Below are 24,845 nucleotides of genomic sequence, written 5' to 3' on the forward strand. Positions count from 1 at the left end.
ACCGACCCCGCTGCCCGAGACGGTCGGGCGCGGCTGGTAACGCGGGGGAGGGCTCTGCCTGCCCCCACGCGTCCTCAGGCCCGGGCGCTAGGTACCCCGCCGCCTACACGTACGTCAACAAGACAGCGAGCTCGCAATCGTCGCTACCCTAGGCTCGCTGCTCGCTGCCGCATGCCCGTTGCCCGCAGCGCACTCGGTGAGGCGATTGGACGTGCGTCGTCGTGCGCCGATACAACAAAGTCGCGGGGCATCCACTACTGGATACCCCGCGACTTCACCAACGTCGGGATGACAGGATTTGAANCCAACCAGGTCGGCAACTCGTCAATACTACCCCAAATTGGGGGGCCGTCCAATCACGCGATTCGCGGCGAGCGGCACGCGCAATGCCCGCCAATCACGTGATTCGTGACACGTGGCAGCACCTAGTTGCGCGCGGTCAGCGTGATGAGCGAGGCCTCCGGCGGACAAAACGTGCGGTACGGCGCGTAGATCGACGTGCCGAGTCCGCGCGACACGTGCAGCGGCACGGTCCGGCCACCGGCCGTCCAGTCCGAAACGCCACCGGCCTGGTCCTTCGGCAGGTCGCAGTTCGCGATGATCGCGCGCCGACCCGGGAAGCAGACCTGCCCACCGTGGGTGTGGCCGGCGAAGATCGCCGCGACGTCGGTGTCCTCGACATAGCGATTGAGAATGCGCTGGTACGGAGCATGCACGAGCCCGAGCGTGACATCCCACTCGCCGCCGCGGCGGGCGAGCCGCTCGAGGTCGGCGAGCGCCGCATCCGGCTTGTCGAGGTGGATGTGCGGGTCGTCGACGCCAACCGCGCGGATGCGCATCCCGCCCGCCCGCACGATCGCGGCCGAGTTCGTGAGGTCGACCCATCCGAGGTCATCAAACAGCAGCTGACGCAGGCCGGCCTCATCGAGGTCGGGCTGGCGCTCGACCTTGATCTTCTTGCCAGTGAAGTAGGTGAACGGGTTCTTGAAGATCGGCCCGTAGTAGTCGTTCGAGCCGAACACGCTGAGCCCAGGCACGCCGCGGAACGGCTCGAGCATCTCGGCGATGCCAGCGAGGCCGTCACGGTGGCCGTAGTTGTCGCCCGTCGCAATGACGAGGTCGGGCTCGTGCTTCGCGAGGCCACGCACGAAGCGCTGCTTCTTGCGCTGTCCGGGCGCGAAGTGGAAGTCGGCGAGGTGCAGCACCTTCACCGGCGTCGAGCCCGCAGGCAGCACCGGCAACTCGTAGCGACGCAGCGTAAATCGGCGGCGCTCGATGGCCGCAGCCCAGGCAACGAAACCGAGGCCGCCCGCAATCAGCGTGGCGGCCCCGGTCCCGAGAAGACGCGTGATGCGCACCTTAGTCTTCGGCCTGAATGGTCACGGTGTCGTCGGGTCCGACGATCTCACCGGCGGCGGGCGAGGTGCTCTTGACGGGCTTGTCCTTCGACCCCTGCCACTGGAACTGCGTGCCTTGGTCGCCGAGCCCCGCCGCCGAAAGCGCATCCACTGCCTCGTCATAGGACTTGCCGACGATGTCTGGCATCGCGATGCCGTCCGTCGAATCGCTGCCACCGCTCGACGGGCTGATGGTCACGCTTGAACCCTCTTGCGCGCTCGTGTTCGCGGAAGGGTTCGTGCGTGCGACGGTGCCTGAGGCCTCCTCGGAGGCGACCGAGTCGCCCACCGTCACGGTGAAGCCCGCCGATTCGAGCGCCGAGGTGGCCGCATCGACCGACATCCCCACGACATTCGGCACGGTCACGTTCTCGCGCTGGACGGCGTCGCCGGTGGGTGCCGGGAACGTCTCCGCACCGTACTTCGTGATGCCCGCGGCGAGGATCGGGCGGGCGACCTCGTGACGTGTCCAACCCTGGCCAATTTTACGCATCGACGCGAGCCGGCCATCGATCCGCTCGACGTTGCCGTTCCAGACGGCGAGCGAGAAACCGGAGCTGGCCGCGACCATCCAGGTGTACGCGGCACCGTCACCGTCGCCGATCGTGCCACCGGTGGTACCGGTCTTACCGATGATCTCTGAGGTGATGCCCGGGTTCGAGGCGCTACCCGAACCGGCCGACATCACGGTCTTCATCGCCACGGCCATGGCGTGCGCGACGTTTTCATCGATCGCCTGGGTGCAGTTGCTCGATGGCGGATCGATCTCGGTGCCGTCGCGCAGCGAGATGCTCTTGATCGCGATGGGGCTGCAGGACTCGCCATTGTTCGCGATCGCGGCGAACGCCGTGGCGAGCGACAGCGGCGCAACGTTGTTGCTGCCTGAACCGATGATGTCCGAGGAGTTTGTCTCGAGCGGCGTGCCGTTGGCGTTGTGTACGCCGAGCGCCTCCGCAATGTCGGCGGTGGTGCACTGGTCGAGCTTCTCGGCCATCGCGAGGAAGCCGGTGTTGATCGAGTCCTGCGTCGCCTGCAGCGCGTTGATATTGCCGAAATTCGCCCCCGCGTCGTTGCCCGGCCCGTAGGCCTCGTTACTGCCCGGTCGGTCGCACGACTGGTAGAAGGGGCCATATTTGCGGTCGGCCGCGTTGAAGCTCTCGTAGAGCGAATGGCCGGATTGCAGCCAGTTCGCCAAGGTGAAGACCTTGTAGGTCGACCCGGGCGGGAAGCCCGCGGAGTTGCCGTAGTCGTAGTCCGTGTTGAAGTTGATCGACGTCAGCGCGGGATTATCCTTCGCCGCATCTGTCCCGTCGTATTCGGTGTTCTGCTGCATGACCAGTACGTGACCGGTGCCCGGCTGCACCGCCACGGCCGAGCCGCCGAACTTCAGGCCCTCCATCGCGGCGGGGAAGTTGGCGCGGATCGCGTCGGTCGCCGTCTGCTGCAGGGCGAGGTCGATCGTGGTGTCGATCTGGTAGCCCTTGGTCTGGAACGCGAAGCGGCGCTCGTCGTACGTCGCGCCGAAGGCCGGGTCGTTGAGCACGACCTTCTCGACGTAGTCGCAGAAGTACTGCGCGTTGTACTGCGCGTTCATGCAGCCCTGCTGGCTCGGCGTGATGTTCGGCGTGATCTCCTCCGCCTTCGCCTCGTCGTATTCGGCCTGCGTGATCGCACCCTCGTCGAGCATCCGGCCGAGCACGTAGTTGCGTCGGTTCGTGCTCGCGTCGATGTTGTCGGGGTTGTCGATGCGGAACGCGTTCGGGTTCTGCACGGTGCCGACCAGCGTGGCCGACTCCGAGAGCGTCAGGTCCTTCGCTGGCTTCCCGAAGTAGTACTGCGCGGCCGCCTCGATGCCGTAGATCTGGCCGCCGAAGAGGGCGATGTTCAGGTAGCCCTGGAGGATCTCCTCCTTCGAGAACTGCTGCTCGACGCCGATCGCGAGGCGCATCTCCTGAAGCTTGCGGCCCATCGAGATCTCGGTGGCGNGTCGAGGATGGCCTCGGCCGCCTGCACGCGCTGGTTGCGCACGTACTGCATCGTGATCGTCGACGCGCCACCACCGTCGTCGCCGATCAAGCCGACAAGGAGGGCACGAGTCGCCGAGATGACGTCGACACCGCCGTGCTCGTAGAAGCGCGGGTCCTCCGTCGAGACCGCGGCCTCGGCGACGTACGGCGAGATGTCGTCAAGCGCCACCTCGACGCGGTTCTGCGAGTAGAACTCGGCGAACTTGACGCGCTCGCCGTTCAAGTCACCGTAGAGCTCGGTCTTCTGCTGCAGTGGCTGGATCTCGAGGTAGTCGGGAAGCGATTCGAACAGCGTGATTGACGAGTTCGCCGCAACACCGGCAACGGCAATGAGCGGGGTCACGAGAGCCGCAACCAACACGCCCGCGATACCGCTCATCCCAAGAAGGCCGAGAATTGTCGCAACGACGTTGCGTTTCGGCGCAGTGGAGGAGTTGTTAGGCATGCCAACTAGGGTAATTGGAAACGTGTAATTGCGGGCGGTGCGTTCAGAAAACTGGCTCCCGCCCCACGGCACTCTCGCCCGCAAACACGGGCGAATCTCATTGCCAGAACCAAATCGACGGAGGGCCATGACCATGACCAACTGGGAGTACTTCATCACGCCGCTGCCTCTGCACACGCCGGGTGCAATCCTCAACAACTGGGGCAAGCAGGGCTGGGAACTCGTGCAGATCGTCACGAACGAGCAGGGTGGCTCCGTCGCCTACATGAAGCGTCCGCTCGCCCACGACGCGACCGCCTAAGCCGCACCCCTACGAAGGAGAACCCAGATGAGCCGTGTTGAATCCGCCCTGCGCGAACTTGGCCTGACCCTGCCCACCGTCGCCGCCCCGGCCGGCGACTACGTGCCCGCCCTCGTCGACCGCGGCACGGTCTACACCTCGGGCCAGCTGCCGTTCGTCGACGGCACCCTCAAAGCGACCGGCCACGTCGGCGCCGAAGTCACCGTCGAAGAGGCGCAGGAGCTCGCCGAGCTGTCGGCACTCGGCGCCCTCGCAGCGATCAAGCAGCAGATCGGCGACCTCGACCGCGTCACCCGCGTGCTCAAGGTCACGGTGTTCGTGAACTCGACCGCCGACTTCACGCAGCAGCCGCAGGTCGCGAACGGCGCATCCGGCCTGCTCGGCAAGGCGTTCGGCGAGCGCGGCCGCCACACCCGCTCGGCCGTCGGCGTCGCGGCCCTGCCGCTCAACTCGCCGGTCGAGCTCGAGGTGACGGTCGCGTTCGAGTAGGCGCGCGCATCCGCTCGTAACCACGCGCAACAACAACAAAAGGCCTCGGCGGTGTCGGAGACGACACCGCCGAGGCGTTTTTCTTGCTGTGGACTAGTCCTGCGCGCCGGCCGCGACGTTGTCGGNATCGACGCCATCACGTTCGCGTCGGTGAGCGTCGTCGTGTCGCCGACGGTGCGCCCCTCGGCGACGTCCTTGAGCAGCCGGCGCATGATCTTGCCCGAGCGCGTCTTCGGCAGTTCGTCGACGACGAACACCTGCCGCGGGCGGGCGATGGCGCCGATGCGTTCGGCGACGAACTTGCGCAGCTCCTCGGGCACGTCGGCCTTCGCGATCGCGTCGGCCTGCGAACGCTTGAGCACCGCGAAAGCCACGACGGCCTGGCCCTTCACCTCGTCGGCCGCGCCGACGACCGCCGACTCGGCGACGAAGGGATGCTCGACCAGGGTCGACTCGATCTCGGTGGTGGAGAGGCGGTGGCCCGACACGTTCATGACGTCGTCGACGCGGCCGAGCAGCCACAGGTCGCCGTCGAGGTCGACGCCCGCGCCATCGCCAGCGAAGTAGCGGCCCGGGAACTGCGACCAGTAGGTCTCCTTGAAGCGCTCGTCGTCGCCCCAGATGCCGCGGGCCATCGAGGGCCACGGCTCGGTGATCGTGAGCAGGCCCATCTCGCCCGGGTTGACGCGGTTGCCGGCCTCATCGACGACCTCGACGACTACACCGGGAACCGGCTTCTGCGCCGAACCCGCCTTGAGCGCATCCTGCGTCGGAATCGGCGCGATCATGTGTGCGCCCGTTTCGGTCTGCCACCANTGTGTCGACGATCGGGGTCTTGCCCGAGCCGATGACGTCGCGGAACCACTCCCAGGCCTCGGGGTTGATCGGCTCGCCCACCGAGCCGAGCAGGCGCAGCGACGAGAGGTCGTGGCGCAGCGGAATCTCGCGTCCGGTCTTCATGAACCCACGGATCGCGGTCGGCGCCGTGTAGAAAATCGTCACCTTGTAGTTCTCGATGATCTCGAACCAGCGGTCGAGCGACGGATAGTCGTTCGTGCCCTCGTACATCACCTGGGTCGCGCCGGCGAGCAGCGGGCCATAGATGAGGTAGCTGTGGCCGGTGACCCAGCCGATGTCGGCGCTGAGCCAGTACATGTCGTCGTCGCGTAGGTCGAACATCGTGCGGAACGTGAGGTTGACCTGGGTGAGGTAGCCGCCCGTCGCGTGCCAGAGGCCCTTCGGCTTGCCGGTCGTACCCGAGGTGTAGAGGATGAACAGCGGGTGCTCGGCGTCGAAGGCCTCGGCCTCGTGCACGGCGGGCTGGTCGGCGACCGCCTCGTGCCACCAGAGGTCACGGCCCTCGACCATCTCGACGTCGTACTCGGGGCGCTTCACGACGAGCACGTGCTCGACGGTGTGGCCCGGAGCCTTGAGGGCCTCATCGACGGTGGGCTTGAGTGGGAATACCTTGCCCTTGCGGTTCGACCCGTTCGCGGTGATGATCAGCTTCGCGTCGGCGTCATCGGCGCGCTGGCGGATGGCGTCGGACGAGAAACCCGCGAAGATCACCGAGTGGATCGCGCCGATGCGCGCGCAGGCGAGCAGCGCGACGACGGCCTCAGGAATCATCGGCAGGTAGATGNGCGACCACGTCGCCCTTCTTGATGCCGAGCGAGAGCAGCATGTTGGCCGCCTGCTGCACCTCGCGGTGAAGGTCGTTGTAGGTGATGGCGCGCTTGTCGCCGGGCTCGCCCTCCCAGTGGATCGCGACGCGGTCGCCGTTGCCGGCTTCGACGTGGCGGTCGACCGCGTTGACCGTGGCGTTGATCTTGCCATCGGCGAACCAGCGGGCGCGGGGCGCATCGCTCCAGTCGAGCACCTCTGTGAACTCCTGACCCCATGTGAGTTCGCGCGCCTGATCGGCCCAGAACCCGAGCCGGTCTGCCTCCGCTCGATCGCGGAGGTCGGTGGGGACCTTCGTGCCCGCAATGAAGTCCTCGCTCGGCGGGAACGTTTCAATCGGGTTGACGAGCTTCTCGATCTTGTCGTCGCTGGCAGCAACCATAGGAACCTCACTTCGTTGTGATGCGGAATCTCCACGCGAAGTCTATGCCTCGGGTTTCGGGGCGCGCTCGGCTTACCAACTTTGGTAGGTAGTTGCACGGCGCGTCGCAACGCCTCCCGCTCGGACGGTGGATGCGCGGCTCTCCACAGGCGTATGGGCTCGGCAAGCGCACGGCTCGCCAGCCGAGCATCCTGGGGCGCATGCAACGCACTTCGTTTGATGCCTACGACGCCGGCGACCCCGAGCCCTTCGTGCTGCAGCGCGCCGCGGACCGCCCCGCGCAGGTGCAGCTCGTGTCCCGGCCCGGGCGCCCCGACGAGGCCCGCCCGCGGCGGGAGCTGACGCGCGGCCAGGCCGAGGCATTCGGCCCGCTTGCTGGCTACGTTGCCGACGGCGAGGTGACCGACCTCTTCGTGAACGGCATGACCGGCCTGTGGGTCGACCGCGGCTCGGGCGCCGAGCTCGACCGCTCGTGGAAGGCCCCCGGAGAGCGGGCCCTGCGCGAACTCGCGACCCGCATCATCGCAGCGGGTGGCCGGCACCTCGATGAGGCGGCGCCGACCGTCGACGTGCGTATTGGCGCGGGTATTCGCGTGCATGCGGTGCTGCCGCCGGTGTCGACGACCGGCACGCTGCTCTCGATTCGCGCGCCCCGGGCGACACGTCTCAGCCTCGACGACCTCGCCGCGGCCGGCTTTTTCTATGATGACGCCGAAGAGATTGTGCGCCGCGCACTCGCCGACCGTGCGAACATCCTCGTCACCGGAGCGGGCGGCTCGGGCAAGACGACCCTGCTCGGCGCGATGCTCGGTGAGGCGCCGAAGGATGAGCGGCTCGTGGTGATCGAGGACGTCGCCGAGCTGCGCATCCGGCACCCGCACGTCGTGCAGATGGAGGCGCGGCAGGCGAACGTCGAGGGCGCCGGCGAGGTCACGCTCGAGCGGCTCGTGCGCGAAGCCCTGCGCATGCGCCCCGATCGGCTCGTGCTCGGCGAGTGCCGCGGAGCCGAGCTGCGCGAGCTGCTCGCTGCGTTGAACACCGGTCACGACGGCGGTGCCGGCACCCTGCACGCGAACTCGCTCGCCGATGTGCCCGCGCGACTCGAGGCCCTCGGAGCGCTCGCCGGCATGTCACAGGAGGCCGTGGCGCGGCAGACCGTCTCGGCGCTCGACCTCGTGATGCACATCGAGCGCGATCGCGGCTTGCGGCAGCTCGTCGACATGGGCGAGTTCGGGCTCGACGACCACGGGCGGCTGCGCGTCACGAGCGTGCGCACCGGCAAGCGGCTGGAGCGATCGGGTGGCTAAGCGGCACGAATCCGAGCACACCGCGGCCGTGGTCGAGCGGCTCGCGACGCTGCTCGGCGGCGGGGTCGTGCCCGACTCTGCCTGGCAGCGGGTGGCGCAGGCTGATGCCCTTGAGCAGGCGCCCGAGGGGAAGCGACGGCGCCGCGCGCCAGAGACGACGATCGCGCGGCTCGCGCGCGAGGTGGGCGGCGGCAGCGACGCCGGGATGCTGCTGCAGGGGCATCCCGATGCGACGTGGCGGGCCCTCGGCGTGACCTGGGCGCTCGCGAATCGCACCGGTGCTCCGCTCGCGCAGTCGCTGCGGCAGCTCGCGAATGGCTTTCGCGATCTCGGACAGTCGGCCCGCGACGTACAGGTCGCGCTGGCCGGCCCCGCATCCGCGTCGCGCATCGTCATGCTGCTGCCCGTCGTCGGCCTCGTGCTCGGAGCCATGCTCGGGTTCGACACGCTCGGTGTGCTCACGGGCAGCGCGCTCGGCTTCGGCTGCCTCGCTGTCGGCGGGGTGCTCATGCTCATCGGCTGGCTCTGGAACCGCCGCATGATCGCGAAGGCGACGCAGCATCCCACGACCCCGGGCTTCGGCCTTGACCTCATCGCCATGGTGATGCTTTCGGGTCGCAGTGCCGACCACGCGAAGTCGGCGGTACGCGACGCCCTTCGCGAGTGGCGCCTCGAAGGGAGCGGCTTCGAGCGTGCTGAGGGCATCGTGCACCTCGCCGCCGAGGCGGGCGTGCCGGCGGGCGAGCTGCTGCGCTCGGAAGCGACGCTCGAGCGGGCGCGCGCCCGGGCCGACGCAGCCCAGTCGGCGGCGAAGCTCGGCGTGCAGCTCATGCTGCCGCTCGGGGCGTGCATCCTGCCGGCGTTCCTCGCCGTCGGGGTCGCGCCGCTCGTCATCGCCGTGCTGCAACGAACCATCGGGTAATCCCGCAATAACGTGCCGTGCATCCACCCCTACGAGAGGAACCGAAATGACCGAGACCCCGACTCCCGATTCTCCCGACCGCAACTGGTTGCAGCGGCTGCTCCGCGACGAGCAGGGTGCGGCGACCGCAGAGTATGCAATTGTGATCATGGCGGCGGTAGCGCTGGCCGGCGTCCTTGTCGCCGTTGTGCAGTCTGACGCGGTGCGCCAGATCATCGAAGACCTCGTCATCAGCGCGTTCGGTTAGGCGCGGCGATGCGGATGTGGTGGCCGCGTTCGCGGCGGCGGCGGCGGATGCGCGCCGACGAGCGCGGGTCGGTTGCAGTCGAGTTCGCGGTCACCATGCCCGCCGTCGTGCTCGTGCTCGCGCTCTGTGTCGGCGCCGTCGTCGGGTCGGCCGCCTTCGTGCAGGCGCAGGATTCCGCGGGCGAGGTCGCTCGGCTCGCGGCGCGAGGCGACGACTACGGTGCCGCCCTCGTAGGGCACGGCGACGGAGCGAGCGCCGAGGTGTGGGATGCGGGCGAGTTTCGCTGCGCGCGCGTCACGGTGCCGATCCGACTGCTCGGCGCGCAACTCGGTGTGAGCGCCGACGCGACCTCCTGCGCGCTGCGGGACGTCGACCGATGAGCCGGGATTCGTGGGGTGCGCGCTTCAGGCGGGCGAGCCGGGACGTGCCTGACTGGAATTCGGAGCGCGTGAACGGGGATGCGCCGCACTGGCACTCGAGGCGGGGTGTGCCTCGCGGCAATTCGCAGCAGACGATTCGGGGCGCGAAGTGCTGGAGATCGAAACCGGCGCGCCAGAACGTGCACCGCCGCCACCTGGAGCGGGGGAGCGGCAGCGTGCTCGCGGTGGCGATCATCGGGGCAACCGTGTCGATCGCGGTCGCGCTCTGCCTCGTGCTCGCAGCACACGCCGCGAACACTCGAGCCCAGGTTGCCGCCGACGCCGCCGCGCTCGCGGCGGCCGACACCGCGTCGGGTCGCATCCCCGGCGATGCTTGTGGTCGCGCTGCGGCCATCGCTGCCGAACACGACGCCACCCTCAACGGCTGCGACGCCGGCCGGACCGAGACCTTCGTCACTGTCTCGCTCGACTTCGGCTGGATCACTCTGACCGCGTCGTCGAGGGCGGGGCTGCCCGATTCGGTGCCGTAGCGATTGTCATGTCGGAGGCTCGGGAGAGAGTTCAGGTGCGTGAGAAATCACCCTCATGCGGCTTCGCAGCCGGGTTCCGAGCTGCCTTTCGAGAAAGACGCACACCACCATGACTGATGGCGTAGCTGGCTCCAACGACCACGTTTCGTTACCCGACAACCGCATGCCACAGCTGCCGCCGCTGCCGCAGCCGGTTCCAAAGCTCGAGTTCGGCCGTGCCGCAGCGGCCACCGTGCCCAACCCCGCATACGGTCGGCCCGCAGCGGCCACAACGAGCAACCAGGGCACTGGCGCGCCGTCTCAGGGGCCGACCGTCCCTCCGCGCAAGAAGCGGAAGCAGTCGTCGCGGAAGGCGCGGATCCGCGTCGTGATCGGGGCACTGGTGGTCGTGCTCGCCGCGGCGCTGATCGTGCCTCCGCTCGTGAACGAGCCGAACCTGGCCGACTATCGCGAGCAGGTCAGCAAACTCGACGGCGTCATATCTGACTCAGAGTCGCTCCTGAGTGAGGTGCCCGACGGCTACGAAGCGAGTCTTGTCGCCGACATTGAGAGCGACGTTGAGGCGGCAGGCGCACTGCTCGACGCGGACGAACCGCACGCGTACTCATTCACGATTCGGGCGCAGGCCGACGAAATCTACGAATCCCGCCAGGGCATTCTCGCGCTCACCGACGAACTGGATTCCGCACTGCAGACCAAGGCCGACTACGACGACTACGTGAGCCACGCCAACGACGTCATGGCCGACGCGCAGAGCCTCCTCGAAACGACCTCGGGCCAGGTCGACAACGACGCCACGCGCACGGAACTCGCGGACGCAATCAATTCCCTCGAGTGGGAGTTGGGCCTGGACGCGGACCACGCCGAGGCCGACGGCTACTCGGAAGCACTTACCAACCTCGAGGGCGCCGTGGGCGATGTCGAGAATGCGTCGGACAACGTCGAATCAAGCAACGAGGCCTGGATTACAGCCGAAGAAGAGCAGGCGCTGACCGACCCCGCGAACTACGGCACAATCTCCGATCGCGACTGGCAGCTGCTCGAGCGCACTGCGGACAGCCACACGGGCGAGAAGTACGTGCTCTACGGCTATGTAACTCAGGCCGACAGCGCCATGGGTTCGTATGGCATTCGCGTGAATACCTCCGGCGAACAGCTCGGTAGTTGGTACGACTACGAGATCAACACCATCGTGTTGGCAGCCAGCGACGACCTCTTGTCGACCGTGATTACCGGTGACACCGTGAAGCTCCTGGTCGAGGTGCAGGGCTCGACGTCGTACGACACCGCGATCGGCGGCACGGCGACGGCAATCACCGTGCTCGCCTATTCCGTCGAGATCATCGGATAGTCGACGGTGCCCCGGCTCGGTGGCGCAGTCTTCGTCGAGGGAGTAGCGCCGAGCCAGGTCGACGTTCGCCTCGACCGCGGGGACGGCGGCCGCGGTGGCCGTGAACTCGGTGGCGAGGTCCGCCGGGAGCTCCTCGCGCGCGGCGAAGGTCAGTCGACCCGAGCCCAGTGCTCCGCCCAGGCGATTCGGGTCGGCCACACCTCGTGCGTGGACGACGGGAGCTTGTCCGCAGAAATGAGCCCGGCGAGCGCCTCGCCTGACCGACGACCGAACTCGTGCGGCTGCGTGTCGAGCGCCGAGATCTGGGGCGCGTTGACCTCGCTGAGCGGGTCGCCGGCGCAGGAGGAGATCCACGGCACCGCAGAATCCGCGTAGCCGATGTGTAGGGCGGCCGAGCACACCGCCGCGAGGCGCTGGCCGGCGAAGATCATCGTGTCGGGCGCATTCTTCTGCTCGAGCTCGCCGCGCACGAGCGCGATGATGTCGGCATCAGGACCGTTGACCGGGAACATGCGCACCGATCCCGAGACCCCGAGGTGCTCACACCACCGCTCGAACGCGGCGGTCACGCGGTCGCGCCACGACGACGCGAGCGACAAATCCGGGGCAATGAGCATGGGGCGTCGGGCCCCGGAGGCCACCGCGGATCGCAGCAGGTGGCCGATGACCTCGTCGTAGTTGATGTCGATCGACAGGCTGGGCTTCGGGCCGGGCACCGGCGCACCATCGGCGGCGACCACCGGCACGCCAAATGCGATGAGCTCGCGCAGGCGCTCCGAATCCTCCTCGGCGTCGATGAACACGGCGCCGTCGGCGGCGAGCAGGCCGCCCGAGCGCGGCCGGTCGGCGGTCGTGAGCAGCACNATCCAGCCCCGCGGCTGCGGCCGCGTCGACGACCCCGAACGCGAAATCGATGTAGAACGAGAGATGCCGCGCGTTCCGCGGCAGGTGCAGCTCGATCGCCTGCGTCGCGCCGACCCGCAAATTGCGCGCGGCCGAGTTCTTACGGTAGCCCCGGGCCGCGGCGTGGTCGATCACGCGCTGCCTCGTTGCCGGTGCGACGCGGCCCGTGCCGCTGAGTGCGCTCGAGACAGTGCCGACGCTCACGCCGAGCTCGAGGGCGAGCTGGGGGATCGTGACTCGGTCGGCTGCCATGTCGTCGATCCTACGGGGATGCTTGCGCGTCTCGGCGGCATCGTGACAAGATGTCGAAACGTTTCAGCACAGCAGCGGAAACGTCGACACCAACCACGTCGGACCCAATGGAGGGCGCCTACATGACGACTGCCACCACACTGTTCCGAGCGCACACGGTGCGATCGCCGGAGCGCGTCCTCGGCGACACCATCGCCGTCGTCAACGGGGAGATCTCGGCGGTCGGCACGTGGGACGAGCTTCGGGCCGCGCATCCCGACGCCGAGGTGCTCGAGTATCCCGAGTCAACGATCACCGCGGGGCTCATCGACGGCCACAGCCACCCCATCTGGGGCCTCTCAATGGCACGCGGCGTTGACCTCACTGGAATCGAGACCCGCGCCGAGATCATCGCCGCACTCGCGAAGGGCTCCCAAGAACTTCCCGAAGGCGAGTGGCTCTTCGGCTGGGGCCTCGCCCCCAACGCGCTCGAGGGGCTGGTCGACAACACGACCATTCATGAGGCGGTCGGCCCCGATCTGCCGGTCTACCTCATGCTCTTCGACGCCCACTCGGCCCTGCTCTCCGACGCGGCCCTGCGCGAGGTCGGCGTCACCGAACCCCACCGCACCGTCGACGGCGGCGGCTTCACCGCGCGCGCCGACGGTCGGCTCTCGGGCCACGCCCTCGAGTTCGCGGCCATGGGGGAGGTCGAGGACCTCGTGCCACAGGAGCCGCTCGAGGCGCGAGCCGACAAGCTCGACGAACTGCTGCACGGCATGGCCGCGACCGGCCTCACCTCGCTCGTCGTCGCCGACGCGCAGGGCGGCGACGCCGTCACCGACGTGCTCGAAGAGCTCGAGCGGCGCGGCGAGCTGCCGGTGCGCCTGCGCATCGCGCCCTGGTGCACGCCCGACCTCACCGAGCAGCAGGTGCGCGAGCTCGTCGCCGGTCTCGGTCGACACGGCCGTCGCTGGCGCCTCGAGGGCGTCAAGCTCTTCATCGACGGCACGATCGACAACGGCACGGCCTGGCTGCACGAGCCCGACACCGAGGGCGAGGGCCGCGCCGGCTTCTGGCACGACCCGCAGACCTACGCGGCGCGCATCCAGCTGCTGCACGCCCTCGGTGTGCCGACCCTGACCCACGCGATCGGCGACCGCGGCGTCCGCTTTGTCGCCGAGACGCTTGCCGCGCTGCCGAAGACCGGCGTGCAGCACCGCATCGAACACCTCGAACTCGCCGACGACGAGACCGTCGAGATCCTCGCCAAGCACGACATCGCCGTCTGCGTGCAGCCGACCCACTGCACGCTCTTCGTGCATCCCGACCAGCATGACTCGTGGTCGCAGCGGCTCGGCGAGCCCCGCAACCAGCAAGGCTTCCGCACGGGCGACTTCGCGGCGGCCGGCATCGTGCAGGCGCTCGCGAGCGACTGGCCGGTCGCGCCGTACGACCCGCGCATCACCTTCGCGGATGCGCAGCTCCGGCACCCGCACGACCAAGACAGCCCGGCGGTCGGCGCGCAGCAAGCCCTGACGCCAGAGCAGATCCTCGCGGGCTACACGACCGCCGGCCGCGCATCCATCGGCGAGACCGGCAGCGGTCTGCGGCCGGGTGAACCCGCCGACTTCACTATCTGGGCCGCCGACCCCATCACCGCGTCACCGCACGACGTCACCGACATTCGCATCCTTGCCACCACGCTCGACGGCGTCGTGGTGGCGCAGTACGCATCTTCGAAAGGTACGACGGCATGACCACGAACCAGCCGCAGCTCAAGCGAGCGATGGGCACCCCGACCCTGCTCATGTTCGGCATCGCCTACATGGTGCCGCTCACGATCTTCAGCACCTACGGTGTCGTCAGCGACATCACCGGCGGCCGCCTGCCGCTCGCCTACATCGTGACGACTATCGCGATGCTCTTCACGGCGCTGAGCTACGCGAGCATTGTGCGCCGCCTGCCGACCGCGGGCAGCGCCTACGGCTACGCGCGCCAGGCGTTCGGCCGCGGCGTCGGTTTCGTCACCGGTTGGGGCCTCATGGTCGACTACATGCTGCTGCCGATGCTCAACTACATGCTCGTCGGGCTCTACGTAAACAGCCAGTTTCCGGATGTGCCGGTGTGGCTCGTCATCGTGCTCGCGATCGCGCTCGTCACGGTGCTCAACATCATCGGCATCGAGGTCGTGCGCAACATCAACGTACTGCTCGTCGCGTTCCAGGTGCTGTTCCTCGTCTTCTTCGTGGTGCTCGCCCTCGGCAAGTTCTCGCCCGACGCGAGCGCGACCGCACCCTTCGCGGTTGGGCCCGACTTCGCGACCGTGGTCGCGGGCTCGGCGATCCTGGCGCTCTCGTTCCTCGGATTCGACGCGGTCTCGACCCTCGCCGAGGAGGCGAAGGATGCGCGCCGCACGGTTCCGCGCGCGGTGCTGCTCACGGTTGTAGTCGGCGGCGTGATGTTCGTGCTCGTCTCGTGGATCGGCACCATGGTGTGGCCCGACCACTCGACGTTCGAGAACCTCGACACCGCCCCGAACGAGCTGTTCGGCCTCGTCGGCGGCTCGGCGCTGCAGGCGTTCTTCCTCGCCGCCTACATCGTCGGCTGCGTCGCGAGCGCCCTGAGCTCGCAGGCCTCGACCTCGCGCGTCCTCTACTCGATGGGCCGCGACCGGATGCTGCCACAGTCGCTGTTCGGCAAGATCAACGCGCGTTTCCAGACGCCGAGCAACGCGATTCTCGTGGTCGCGGCGGTCTCGCTGCTCGCGCTCGTGCTGCCGCTCGACACCGTCATTTCGGTCGTGAGCTTCGGTGCCCTCGCGGCGTTCTCGATGGTGAACCTCGCGGTCATCAAGTTCTTCCTCATCGATGCGAAGGAGCGCGGCGCGAAGGCAATCGTGCTCTACGGCGTGCTGCCGGTCTTCGGCTTCGCGCTCACCATGTGGCTCTGGTTCTCGCTCAGTGCCGAGGCGCTCACGGTCGGCCTCGTCTGGGTTGCGATCGGCATCATCTACCTCGCGGTGATCTCGAAGGGTTTCCGCAAGATCCCCGATTCGAGCATCGATACGAAGGCGATCATGCACCTCGACGAGGAGGAGCGGGCGCAGCTCGAACGCGACGCGTAGGGTCGGGTTCGAGCACACTCGGAGACAAGTGCATATATAAAGGAATGACTTCGCCCTGTGGAGAACCCCGGCGCCGCACGCTGATGTTGCGCTACTCTGCGCAACGTGGCAGTTTTTGTCGGAACGCGCTGCACTCCCCGTCACGGGCATCCTCCAACCCGCGTGCGATTGACGCATCCGCGTACCGCCGCACCCCCAACCCCGCAACAGAAAGCACATCGTGTCGCACAAGCTCGTCATCGTCGAGTCACCAACCAAGGTCAAGAGCATCTCGAAGTACCTGGGTGACGACTACACGGTGATGGCGTCGGTCGGTCACATTCGCGACCTGATCGAGCCGAAGAACCTCCCCGCCGAGCAGAAGAAGGGCTCGCTGGGTAAATTCTCGGTCGATGTCGAGAATGGCTTCGAGCCGTTCTACGTCGTCAGCGACGCGAAGAAAAAGACGGTCACCGACCTGAAGCGGGCGCTCAAAGACTCCGACGAGCTCATCCTTGCAACTGATGAGGACCGCGAGGGTGAGGCCATCGCTTGGCACCTCCTCGAAGTGCTCAAGCCCAAGGTGCCGGTCAAGCGCATGGTCTTCCACGAGATCACTCAGGAGGCCATCGAGGCCGCCCGCGACAAGACCCGCGACATCGACGACCACCTCGTCGACGCGCAGGAGACCCGTCGCATCCTCGACCGCCTCTACGGCTACGAGATCTCGCCGGTGCTCTGGCGCAAGGTTGGCCCGGGCCTGAGCGCCGGTCGCGTGCAGTCCGCCGCGACCCGTCTCATCGTCGACCGCGAGCGTGAGCGCCTCGCATTCGTCGCTGCCAGCTACTGGGGTGTCGAGGCCGACCTCGCCGCATCCGGCCAGGCCTTCGGCGTGCGCCTCACGCGCGTCGACGGCAGCCGCGTCGCCACCGGCCGCGACTTCGACGACCACGGCCAGCTCACTGGCGACGCGACGATCCTTACCGAGCCGACCGCGACGGCCCTCGCTGACGCGCTAGCCGCGGGCAGCATCGACGTCACGGTCTCGAACATCGAGTCGAAGCCGTACACCCGCCGCCCCGCCGCGCCGTTCACGACGTCGACGCTGCAGCAGGAGGCCTCGCGCAAGCTCGGCTTCTCGGCCCGACAGACGATGTCGGTCGCCCAGTCACTCTACGAGAACGGGCACATCACCTATATGCGTACCGACTCGCCGAACCTGTCGGCGCAGGCGCTCAACGCGGCCCGCAGCCAGGCTCGCGAGCTCTACGGCGCCGAGACGGTGCCCGAGAAGCCGCGATTCTACGGCTCGAAGTCGAAGAACGCCCAGGAAGCGCATGAGGCGATCCGCCCGGCAGGCAGCGAATTCGCCCGCCCGCGCGAGTTGAGCGGCGTCAACGACAACGAGCGCAAGCTCTACGACCTCATCTGGAAGCGCACCGTCGCGAGCCAGATGGCCGACGTGAAGGGTCAGACACAGACCATCACGTTCGCGGGTGCCGCCCACGAACTGCCGGATGCGGCGGGCACGTTGACGAAGGTCGCGACCGAATATCAGGTGTCGGGCACGGTCATCACGTTCCGCGGCTTCCTCGCCGCGTACGAGGAAGGCCGCGACGAGACCCGTAACTCGCAGGATTCGAGCGACGGCAACGCGAAGCTGCCCGAGCTCACGACCGGCGTGCAGGTTGACGTCGCCGGCGCCGAGGCCAAGCCGCACGAAACGACCCCGCCGCCGCGCTATACCGAGGCGAGCCTCGTCAAGGTGCTCGACGACCTCGGCATCGGCCGCCCGTCGACGTACGCGTCGATCATCGCGACGATTCAGGACCGCGGCTATGTGAACCGGCGCGGCAACGCGCTCGTGCCAAGCTGGACCGCCTTCAGCGTCGTGCGCCTGCTCGAAGACCACTTCACCGACCTCGTCGAGTATGACTTCACGGCGCAAATGGAGTCCGACCTTGACGCCATCGCCTCGGGCGAGCAGGATCGCATTGAGTGGCTCGGCGGCTTCTACTTCGGCAACGACGACCACCCGGGCCTGCGCCGTGTCGTCGACAACCTCGGTGAGATCGACGCACGAGCGATCAACTCGACGCGCCTCACCGACACGGCGACGCTGCGCATTGGCCGCTACGGCCCCTACATCGAGGTTGCGCAGGGCGAGGGCGAAGACCCGCGCCGCATCAACGTGCCCGAAGAACTCGCGCCCGACGAACTCACCGCCGACAAGGTGCAGGAGCTCATCGACGCGCCTGTTGCCGGCGACCGCGTGCTCGGCCAAGACCCCGAGTCGGGCCACGACATCGTGGTGAAAGACGGCCGCTTCGGCCCCTACGTCTCCGAGGTCATCCCCGAGCCCGAGCAGCCCGAGGGTGCCAAGCGCAAGAAGGCTGCGCCGAAGCCGCGCACCGCATCCCTCTTCAAGTCGATGTCGCCCGACACCCTCACGTTCGAGCAGGCCATGCAACTGCTGAGCCTGCCGCGCGTCGTCGGCACCGACGAGGAGTCGGGCAACGACATCACCGCGCAGAACGGCCGCTACGGCGCCTACCTCAAGAAGGGCACCGACACTCGTTCGCTGCCCGACGAAGAGTCGATCTTCTCGATCGACCTCGCGGGTGCGCAGGAGCTCTTCGCGCAGCCGAAGTACGCCAACCGCCAGTCGAAGACGGTCATTCTTGACTTCGCCGAGCCCGACCCCGTTTCGGGCAAGGTGGTCAAGGTGAAGGACGGCCGCTTCGGCCCATACGTCACCGACGGCGAGACGAACGTCACGGTGCCGCGCGGGCAGGACGCCTCGACGATCACCTTCGCGCGCGCCGTCGAGATGATCGCCGAAAAGCGGGCGAAGGGCCCGGCGAAGAAGCGCACCACGGCGGCCAAGAAGCCGGCGGCGAAGAAGGCGACCACCGCGAAGAAGCCCGCGGCGAAGAAGACGACGGCGNCAAGAAGACGACGACGGCCAAGAGCACCGCGGCCAAGAAGCCGGCGACAGCGCGCACGACGAAGACGACCACCGAGTCGGCCGAGTAGTGGCGTCGCGGGGCATGTTCATTACCTTCGAGGGCGGGGATGGTACGGGCAAGTCGTCGCACGCCACCCGCGTTGTCGAGTGGTTGCGCGGCCTCGGCCACGAGGTCGTGCAGACGCGCGAACCCGGTGGCACCGAGCTCGGCAAGCAACTGCGCAACATCGTGCTCCACGGCCCGGACGACCTCTCGGACCGCGCCGAGGCGCTCATCTTCGCGGCCGACCGAGCCCACCACATCCAATCCCTCGTGAGGCCCGCCCTCGAGCGCGGGGCGATCGTGGTGCAGGACCGCTATCTCGACTCGTCGATCGTCTATCAGGGCCGCGGGCGCGGCCTCGGCGAGCAGCAGATTCGCGACCTCTCGATGTGGGCCGCCGACGGGCTTATGCCCGACCTCACGGTGCTGCTTGACCTCAAGCCCGAGATTGCAATGCAGCGGATGCGCACCGGTCGCGGTCGCCTCGATCGCCTCGAGTCGCTCGGCCTCGAATTCCACCTGAACGTGCGCGAGCAATTTCTCAAGCTCGCGGGGGAGGAGCCGGAGCGCATCCATGTCGTCGATGCCGACCGCCCCGAGCGGCTCGTGAGCGACGAGATCCGCCGGCTCGTCGAGGCGAAGCTTGAGGAGTTGCAGCAAGCGTGAGTGTCTGGGATGAGGTCGTCGGCCAGCCGCGAGCGGTCGGGACTTTCCAGCGCGCCGTGCTCGGCGCCCGCCGTGGCGCCGAAGATCCGCAGGCCTTTACCAACTCGTGGCTCGTCACCGGGCCCGCGGGTTCGGGCCGCTCGACGATCGCGTACGCCTTCGCCGCCGCGCTGCTCTGCCCCGACAACGGCTGCGGCGTCTGCCCGAGTTGCCAGCAGGTCGCCGCGCGCAGCCACGCCGACCTGACCGCCGTCGCGACCGAGACAGTATCGATCGACATCAAGACAGCACGAAGTCTGGTCGGTCGCGCAGCCAACTCTCCCACGACGGCTGACTTCCGAGTAATAGTGATCGAAGACGCGGATCGCATTGTCGAGCGTTCTTCAAACACACTGCTCAAGGCGATCGAGGAACCAGTCGACACGACCGTTTGGGTGCTATGTGCCCCAAGCGAAGCGGACTTGTTGCCGACGATCCGATCACGCGTAAGGGTCGTTCCGCTGACCACTCCAAAGGTTGAAGACGTGGCCGATCTCCTTGAGCGTCGCCACGGCATCGACCACGAGACCGCCATGCGCGCGGCCCGCGAGGCGCAGTCGCACGTTGGAATGGCCTCGCGGCTCGTCACTTCCCCTGAGGCCTGGCGACGACGCGATGCCTCCCTCGACGGTGTGCTTGGACTCGCGACGGTCGGAGACGCGGTGCGAAAGGCTCAGGAATGGACAGACATCGCAAAGTCCGACGGTGAAGCACACTTCGCCGAGCGAGCAGAGCGTGAAAAATTGGAAACCTACCGCGATCTGGGTCTCGAACCTGGCAAACCCGTTCCACGCAAGCTGCAGAAGATTTTTCGTGACTTGGAAGAACAGCAGAAGAGGGTTGCGAAGCGCGCGACGATCGACGGTGTCGATCGCATCCTCACCGACATACAGTCGCTGCTGCGCGATCTCCTCATGCTGAAGTTGCAAGTTGGCGTGCCGCTCGTGAATGAATCTCGACGTGGCGAACTCGAAGCCGTCGCAAATCGCGCGCCCGCGTGGCACACGATCGCTAGCATTGAAGCAATTGCGCTGGTGCGCGAACGATTGGCGGCAAATGTGCCGCCGCAGCTCGCGCTCGAAGAATTGCTGATCGGTTACGCCATCGGCTCGAGCTAGCGCGACCCCGCCCGAAGCCCGCGCTGAGAGGACACCGATGCGAGAAGCAGCGAAGCGACGACGAGCAAGACTGATTGGCGCCGGGGCGATCACGCTCACCGCATCCCTCGTGCTCAGCGGCTGCACCCTGATTCAGGAGCTCCAGACGCCCGACGAGCAGCAGTCGAACGAGGAAGAGAACGACGGCGGTAGCGAGGGCGCCGTGGGCATCCCCGAGTCGGTGGCGCCGGGCGGCGAAGACTTTTACGAGCAGGGCATCGAGTGGGGCGAGTGTCCCGAGGAGTACGCGGCGGTCGACGATACCGCCGAGTGTGCCTACGTCGACGCGCCCCTGAACTGGGCCGAGCCCGGCTCAGATGACCCGATCGAGCTCGCGCTCGTGAAGCTGCCCGCCACAGGCGGCAACTCGCAAGGCGCGCTGTTCACGAACCCGGGTGGCCCGGGCGCGGGCGGCGTCGACTTCGTTGCTCAGAGTGGCGACTACATGTTCTCGAGCGATCTGCGCGAGAACTTCGACATCGTCGGCTGGGACCCCCGCGGCGTCGGTTACTCGAGCGCGGTCTACTGCGTCGACGACGCGGGCATGGACGACTACCTCTACGGCGTGCCCGACGGCTACGCCGACATGAGCGAAGATGAGCTGCTCGCCTACCAGCAGGCGAAGGCCGCCGCGTTCGGCGACTCCTGCTACGAGAACACCGGCCCGCTGCTCGAGTACGTCGACACGAAGTCGACGGTGCAGGACCTCGACATGCTCCGCTACGTCGTGGGTGAAGGCAGCGCACTGAACTACTTCGGTTTCTCGTACGGCACCGACATCGGGGCCCAGTACATCGACATGTTCCCCGAGCAGGTTGGCCGTGTCGTGCTCGATGGCGCGACTGACCCGACCGTGCCGATGTTCGACGTGATCCTCGACCAACAGGAGAAGTTCAGCGACTCGATCCGCGCGTATCTCGAGGACTGCCTCACCTCGGCCGAGTGCCCGTTCGACCAGGCGGGCGGCGTCGACGGTGCGATCGACGAGATCAGCGACATCATGAACGACGTTGACGAGACGACCCCGCGCGCCGCCGATGGCCGCGTCTTCACTTCAAGCGTCATCTACCAGGCGATCGTCGCTGGCATGTACGACGAGACGAGCTGGCAGTACGTCACACAGGCGTTCGTGCAGTGGGAGCGCAACAAGGACTCGAGCATCTTCTTCTCGCTCACCGACTCGTACAACGGTCGCGACCCGAGCGGCACCTACTACTCGAACCAGGAAGAGGCGTTCACCGCGATCAACTGCCTCGATTACCCGCTCGTGACCGACAAGGCGACGATCAAGGCGTTCAACCAGAAGCTGCAGGACGTCACGCTGTTCCAGGCGCCAATGACCGAGGCACAGCTCGAGGTCGGCGATGTCACCTGCGAGAACTGGCCCGTGCAGTCGCGCGTGACCGAGCAGGAGCCCGTCGTGGGCGCCGGCGCGGCCCCCGTGCTCGTCGTCGCGACGACGAACGACCCCGCAACCCCGCTGAAGTGGGCCGAGGCCGTCGCCGAGCAGCTCGAGTCGGCGTCGCTGCTCGTCTACGAGGGCGAGGGCCACATCGCCTACGACGAGGGCAGCGAGTGCGTCATCGGCACCGTCGACGACTACCTCATCACGGGCAACCTGCCCGAGGGCGACATCAACTGTTAGCGCTGATTTGCCCCGAGTGGCGCGCGACACGAAACGTACGATAAGATTTCGTGTCGCCTGTCACTGGCGGCACGCCGCCTTAGCTCAGTCGGTAGAGCGATTCACTCGTAATGAATAGGTCACCAGTTCGATTCTGGTAGGCGGCTCCGACAACACACGCCCCGGTCACCCGCGCAGCAGCGCGAAGGTGACCGGGGCGTTTCGGTGCAGGCGGATGTTCGGGCTCGGTCGAGCTGCGCGAGCCTCGCTTCGAGGGGCGCGTTGTGGTGCTCGACGGCCAACGGGTCGCCGAGCGCGTCGCCCGATTCGGCGGCGACGAGCAGCTCGCATCCACGCGCCGCGTGCGGCAACTCGGCCCGTGGGTTCGGGCTGCCGCTGCACCGCCACTTCGACAGCGTCCTTCGAACCAGGGGTGTCGCGGTTGGGGCGGCACCGATGGTGCGAATTGGCGCCGTCAGCGACAAGCGGCGTCGTCAGCATCGCGCCACTTGTCGCTGAGCGCGCCACCACCGTTCGCGCTCGTCGGAGAGAGCGCCACAACCTGGCTCACCGCGTCGGTGACAGCGCCACAAACACTCACGCTGCGTCGTTGACAGCGCCAAAAAGACACGTCAGGCCGCCCACCGCCCACGAAGAGCATCAACTACCGCGCACCGCGCCAGCGGTACTCCGAGCGCGGCCGACCGCCGGTGCCGTAGTGCGCCACGCGCTCGACACTGCCGAGCTCAGCCAGGTGCTCAAGGTAGCGCCGCGCCGTCACGCGCGACATGCCCGCGACCTCGGCCGCTTCGGCTGCCGTCACCTGCGCCCGCGCGCGCACGACGGCGAGCACCGCCTCGAGCGACTGCGGCGATAACCCCTTCGGCAGCGCCGTCGGCGCCGGCCGCAGGGCGCCGATCATCGCGTCGATCTCAGACTGCGTCGCCGCGCCCGACGCGTTCCGCAGGCGCGCCCGATAGTCGCGGTACTGCGCGAGCCTCTCCCGAAAATCGGCGAAGGTGAACGGCTTCACGAGGTATTGCACGGCGCCGAGCATGATCACCTGCCGCACCACCTCGGGGTCGCGCACGCTTGTGAGGGCAATGACGTCGACCGGCGTCGCCTTCGCCCGCGCGTACCGCAGCACGTCGACCCCAGTGCCGTCGGGCATCGTCATGTCGAGCAGCACGAGGTCGATCGTGTCGCCGCCCCCGCCATGGATGTTCGGGGCGAGCCGGTCGAGGGCGGCCCGGGCCCCGGAGGCCTCGGCCACGACACGAAAGCCGTCGATGCGCCCGACGTATTCGCGGTGCGCTTCGAGGACGAGGGGCTCATCGTCGACGAGCAGCACATTGATCACCGTTGACCCTCCTCCTGCACGGCACGGCCCGGCAGCGTCACCGTGAACAGCGTCGGTGCCTTGCTCACCTCGATCGTGCCGCCTGCCGCGTCGACGATCGATCGTACGAGGGCGAGGCCGATGCCGCGACCCGACGCGTCGGCTGGCTTCGACGAGACGCCCTCCTCAAACATCCGCGCCTCGATGCCGGGCGCGAAGCCGGGCCCGCTGTCGGCGATCGCGAAGACGACCGCGCCGTCCGCGCCGGGCATGATCGACACTTCGACCCACCGCGCCGCCTCGCTCTCGCCTGCCGCGTCGAGGGCATTGTCGATGAGGTTGCCGCACACCGAGACGGCGTCGACCGCAGTGAGTGTCCAGCGCGGTGCCGCGGGGTCGATCTCGATCGACCACTCGATGCCGCGCTCTGCCGCGGCTGACGCCTTGCCGAGCAGGAGTGCCTGCACAGCGGGCTCGAGCCGGCTGCCGTCGGCGGCGATATCGAGCAGCAGCTGTTGCCGCCCCGCGGTTTCGGTAAGGATGCTGATGGCCTCGTCGGTGCGTCCCAGCTCGAGCAAGCCAACGGCGGTGTGCAGGCGGTTGCCATGCTCATGGGCCTGGGCGCGCATCGCCGAGCTCAGCGTGCGCACCGACTCGCGCGATGACACGGCGTCGCGGATTGTTGAGGCCGGCAGGTCGCCGGCGAGTTGACGGATGCCCCGGCGCGCGAGCACCGCGCCGCCGAGGCCAAGCAGCAGTACGAACAGCGACACGATCGCGACCGTCGCGAGTCGCTGCGGCAGCCCGGCGTCGATGCTCCGGATCGTGATGCCGGAGGAGACCCAGCCGACGACCTGGTCGTCGTCGAGCACCGGCACGATCGTGCGGAGAGAGGCCCCGAGCGAGCCGACAAACTCTTCGGAGAGCGGCTCGGGCGCATCCGGAATCGTGCCGAGGTAGTGCGCGCCGACCTGCGTGTCGGTTGGATGCGTGACGCGCGTTCCGTCGGGCCGCATGATCGTCACGAAGTCGAGGCCAGCGTCGTGCTCTACCTCGGTCACGACGGGCTGGAGGGTCTCGGTCGCGGCGTCGTCGTCCGCGAGCGCCTCACGCACGAGCGGGGAGTCGGCGAGCGCGATCGACACAGCGTGTGTCGTTGTCGTTGCGTCGCCGCGGGCATCGGCGAGCGCGTCGATGACGAGGTAGGTCGACGTGACCGCCATGAACAGGGCCGAGGCGAGCGCGACGAGCACGAATACGAGCGTCGCGGCGCTCCAGCGAAATCGTGCCATCAGACCCACCCCTCCC

General features: G+C 67.7%; 19 protein-coding genes, 1 tRNA gene and 3 pseudogenes. 15 read left to right on the plus strand and 8 right to left on the minus strand.

Going from position 1 to position 24,845, the window contains the following annotated elements; translation table 11 throughout:
- Positions 1 to 425 precede the first annotated feature (425 nt).
- The 3 genes from ID132_RS00005 to ID132_RS00015 are packed head-to-tail and all read right to left on the minus strand — an operon-like array spanning position 426 to position 4,025.
- Positions 426 to 1,358: a metallophosphoesterase gene (locus ID132_RS00005; RefSeq protein WP_193127531.1), complete on the minus strand. Its 933-nt coding sequence runs from the start codon at positions 1,356 to 1,358 to the stop codon at positions 426 to 428.
- A gap of 1 nt (position 1,359) precedes the next feature.
- Positions 1,360 to 3,366, minus strand: a complete 2,007-nt coding sequence (locus ID132_RS00010) for a transglycosylase domain-containing protein (protein ID WP_193127532.1) — start codon at positions 3,364 to 3,366, stop codon at positions 1,360 to 1,362.
- Complete coding sequence (locus ID132_RS00015; RefSeq protein WP_459562407.1) at positions 3,282 to 4,025, minus strand: transglycosylase domain-containing protein; 744 nt, start codon at positions 4,023 to 4,025, stop codon at positions 3,282 to 3,284. Before ID132_RS00015 ends, ID132_RS00010 begins: the two co-directional genes overlap by 85 nt.
- On the opposite strand from ID132_RS00015, the gene ID132_RS00020 reads away from it, so the two are divergent.
- Both ID132_RS00020 and ID132_RS00025 read left to right on the plus strand, forming a co-directional pair.
- A complete protein-coding gene (locus tag ID132_RS00020) occupies positions 3,997 to 4,170 on the plus strand; it encodes a DUF4177 domain-containing protein (protein WP_328743157.1) in 174 nt (57 codons plus the stop codon). The two genes, ID132_RS00015 and ID132_RS00020, sit on opposite strands and share 29 nt — an antisense overlap.
- Before the next feature lie 27 nt (positions 4,171 to 4,197).
- The gene (locus tag ID132_RS00025) at positions 4,198 to 4,659 is read left to right on the plus strand and encodes a RidA family protein (RefSeq protein WP_193127534.1); all 462 of its coding nucleotides are present in this window, start codon (positions 4,198 to 4,200) and stop codon (positions 4,657 to 4,659) included.
- 131 nt (positions 4,660 to 4,790) lie between these two features.
- Here the strand turns inward: ID132_RS00025 and acs are convergent.
- Positions 4,791 to 6,724, minus strand: a pseudogene (gene acs, locus ID132_RS00030) (acetate--CoA ligase); the annotation flags it as partial.
- Between the two features lie 131 nt (positions 6,725 to 6,855).
- Here acs and ID132_RS00035 point away from each other — a divergent pair.
- The 6 genes from ID132_RS00035 (at position 6,856) to ID132_RS00060 (ending at position 11,461) form a co-directional block, all read left to right on the plus strand.
- A complete protein-coding gene (locus tag ID132_RS00035) occupies positions 6,856 to 8,031 on the plus strand; it encodes a TadA family conjugal transfer-associated ATPase (RefSeq protein WP_235988145.1) in 1,176 nt (391 codons plus the stop codon).
- Positions 8,024 to 8,953, plus strand: a complete 930-nt coding sequence (locus ID132_RS00040; protein ID WP_193127535.1) for a type II secretion system F family protein — start codon at positions 8,024 to 8,026, stop codon at positions 8,951 to 8,953. Before ID132_RS00035 ends, ID132_RS00040 begins: the two co-directional genes overlap by 8 nt.
- A gap of 46 nt (positions 8,954 to 8,999) precedes the next feature.
- Entirely contained in the window at positions 9,000 to 9,200 is a 201-nt protein-coding gene (locus ID132_RS00045) for a DUF4244 domain-containing protein (protein ID WP_125106825.1), read from the plus strand.
- Between the two features lie 8 nt (positions 9,201 to 9,208).
- Positions 9,209 to 9,580, plus strand: a complete 372-nt coding sequence (locus tag ID132_RS00050) for a TadE family type IV pilus minor pilin (protein ID WP_193127536.1) — start codon at positions 9,209 to 9,211, stop codon at positions 9,578 to 9,580.
- Between the two features lie 44 nt (positions 9,581 to 9,624).
- Entirely contained in the window at positions 9,625 to 10,110 is a 486-nt protein-coding gene (locus ID132_RS00055) for an Rv3654c family TadE-like protein (protein WP_193127537.1), read from the plus strand.
- A gap of 109 nt (positions 10,111 to 10,219) precedes the next feature.
- A complete protein-coding gene (locus tag ID132_RS00060; protein WP_193127538.1) occupies positions 10,220 to 11,461 on the plus strand; it encodes a hypothetical protein in 1,242 nt (413 codons plus the stop codon).
- Between the two features lie 149 nt (positions 11,462 to 11,610).
- On the opposite strand, the gene ID132_RS00065 is transcribed toward ID132_RS00060, so the two are convergent.
- Together ID132_RS00065 and ID132_RS15045 are read right to left on the minus strand one after the other, a co-directional pair.
- The gene (locus tag ID132_RS00065) at positions 11,611 to 12,324 is read right to left on the minus strand and encodes a substrate-binding domain-containing protein (protein ID WP_328743168.1); all 714 of its coding nucleotides are present in this window, start codon (positions 12,322 to 12,324) and stop codon (positions 11,611 to 11,613) included.
- Between the two features lie 148 nt (positions 12,325 to 12,472).
- Positions 12,473 to 12,616: pseudogene (locus ID132_RS15045) on the minus strand (LacI family DNA-binding transcriptional regulator); the annotation flags it as partial.
- 122 nt (positions 12,617 to 12,738) lie between these two features.
- Here ID132_RS15045 and ID132_RS00075 point away from each other — a divergent pair.
- The 7 genes and pseudogenes from ID132_RS00075 to ID132_RS00105 all read left to right on the plus strand — a co-directional run bounded on the left by ID132_RS00075 (position 12,739) and on the right by ID132_RS00105 (position 22,365).
- Positions 12,739 to 14,355: an amidohydrolase gene (locus ID132_RS00075; protein WP_193127541.1), complete on the plus strand. Its 1,617-nt coding sequence runs from the start codon at positions 12,739 to 12,741 to the stop codon at positions 14,353 to 14,355.
- On the plus strand, positions 14,352 to 15,722 hold the full coding sequence (locus tag ID132_RS00080) for an APC family permease (protein ID WP_193127542.1): 1,371 nt from the start codon (positions 14,352 to 14,354) through the stop codon (positions 15,720 to 15,722). The genes ID132_RS00075 and ID132_RS00080 overlap by 4 nt, the downstream gene beginning before the upstream one ends.
- 220 nt (positions 15,723 to 15,942) lie before the next feature.
- A pseudogene (gene topA / locus ID132_RS00085) lies at positions 15,943 to 18,737 on the plus strand (type I DNA topoisomerase).
- 14 nt (positions 18,738 to 18,751) lie between these two features.
- Positions 18,752 to 19,378 (plus strand): dTMP kinase, encoded by a 627-nt coding sequence (tmk, locus tag ID132_RS00090; protein WP_193127543.1) that lies wholly within the window; start codon positions 18,752 to 18,754, stop codon positions 19,376 to 19,378.
- Positions 19,379 to 19,434: 56 nt separating this feature from the next.
- Positions 19,435 to 20,535 (plus strand): DNA polymerase III subunit delta', encoded by a 1,101-nt coding sequence (locus ID132_RS00095; protein ID WP_328743171.1) that lies wholly within the window; start codon positions 19,435 to 19,437, stop codon positions 20,533 to 20,535.
- Positions 20,536 to 20,572: 37 nt separating this feature from the next.
- Complete coding sequence (locus ID132_RS00100; RefSeq protein WP_125106834.1) at positions 20,573 to 22,219, plus strand: alpha/beta hydrolase; 1,647 nt, start codon at positions 20,573 to 20,575, stop codon at positions 22,217 to 22,219.
- 73 nt (positions 22,220 to 22,292) lie between these two features.
- Positions 22,293 to 22,365 (plus strand) — tRNA-Thr (locus tag ID132_RS00105).
- A 497-nt stretch (positions 22,366 to 22,862) separates the two neighbouring features.
- Here ID132_RS00105 and ID132_RS00110 read toward each other — a convergent pair.
- Entirely contained in the window at positions 22,863 to 23,558 is a 696-nt protein-coding gene (locus tag ID132_RS00110) for a response regulator (protein ID WP_193127545.1), read from the minus strand.
- Entirely contained in the window at positions 23,555 to 24,829 is a 1,275-nt protein-coding gene (locus ID132_RS00115) for an ATP-binding protein (protein WP_193127546.1), read from the minus strand. Before ID132_RS00115 ends, ID132_RS00110 begins: the two co-directional genes overlap by 4 nt.
- Between the last annotated feature and the right edge of the window lie 16 nt (positions 24,830 to 24,845).

The sequence above is a fragment of the Gulosibacter sediminis genome (assembly GCF_014904065.1).
Lineage (GTDB): Bacteria > Actinomycetota > Actinomycetes > Actinomycetales > Microbacteriaceae > Gulosibacter > Gulosibacter sediminis.

Coding starts and splice junctions, on each gene's coding strand:
- ID132_RS00100 (WP_125106834.1), top strand. CDS start 20,573: ATGCGAGAAGCAGCGAAGCGACGACGAGCAAGACTGATTGGCGCCGGG.
- ID132_RS00025 (WP_193127534.1), top strand. CDS start 4,198: ATGAGCCGTGTTGAATCCGCCCTGCGCGAACTTGGCCTGACCCTGCCC.
- ID132_RS00045 (WP_125106825.1), top strand. CDS start 9,000: ATGACCGAGACCCCGACTCCCGATTCTCCCGACCGCAACTGGTTGCAG.
- ID132_RS00010 (WP_193127532.1), bottom strand. CDS start 3,366: ATGGGCCGCAAGCTTCAGGAGATGCGCCTCGCGATCGGCGTCGAGCAG.
- ID132_RS00115 (WP_193127546.1), bottom strand. CDS start 24,829: ATGGCACGATTTCGCTGGAGCGCCGCGACGCTCGTATTCGTGCTCGTC.
- ID132_RS00035 (WP_235988145.1), top strand. CDS start 6,856: ATGCGCGGCTCTCCACAGGCGTATGGGCTCGGCAAGCGCACGGCTCGC.
- ID132_RS00050 (WP_193127536.1), top strand. CDS start 9,209: ATGCGGATGTGGTGGCCGCGTTCGCGGCGGCGGCGGCGGATGCGCGCC.
- ID132_RS00080 (WP_193127542.1), top strand. CDS start 14,352: ATGACCACGAACCAGCCGCAGCTCAAGCGAGCGATGGGCACCCCGACC.
- ID132_RS00060 (WP_193127538.1), top strand. CDS start 10,220: ATGACTGATGGCGTAGCTGGCTCCAACGACCACGTTTCGTTACCCGAC.
- ID132_RS00020 (WP_328743157.1), top strand. CDS start 3,997: ATGACCATGACCAACTGGGAGTACTTCATCACGCCGCTGCCTCTGCAC.
- tmk (WP_193127543.1), top strand. CDS start 18,752: ATGTTCATTACCTTCGAGGGCGGGGATGGTACGGGCAAGTCGTCGCAC.
- ID132_RS00075 (WP_193127541.1), top strand. CDS start 12,739: ATGACGACTGCCACCACACTGTTCCGAGCGCACACGGTGCGATCGCCG.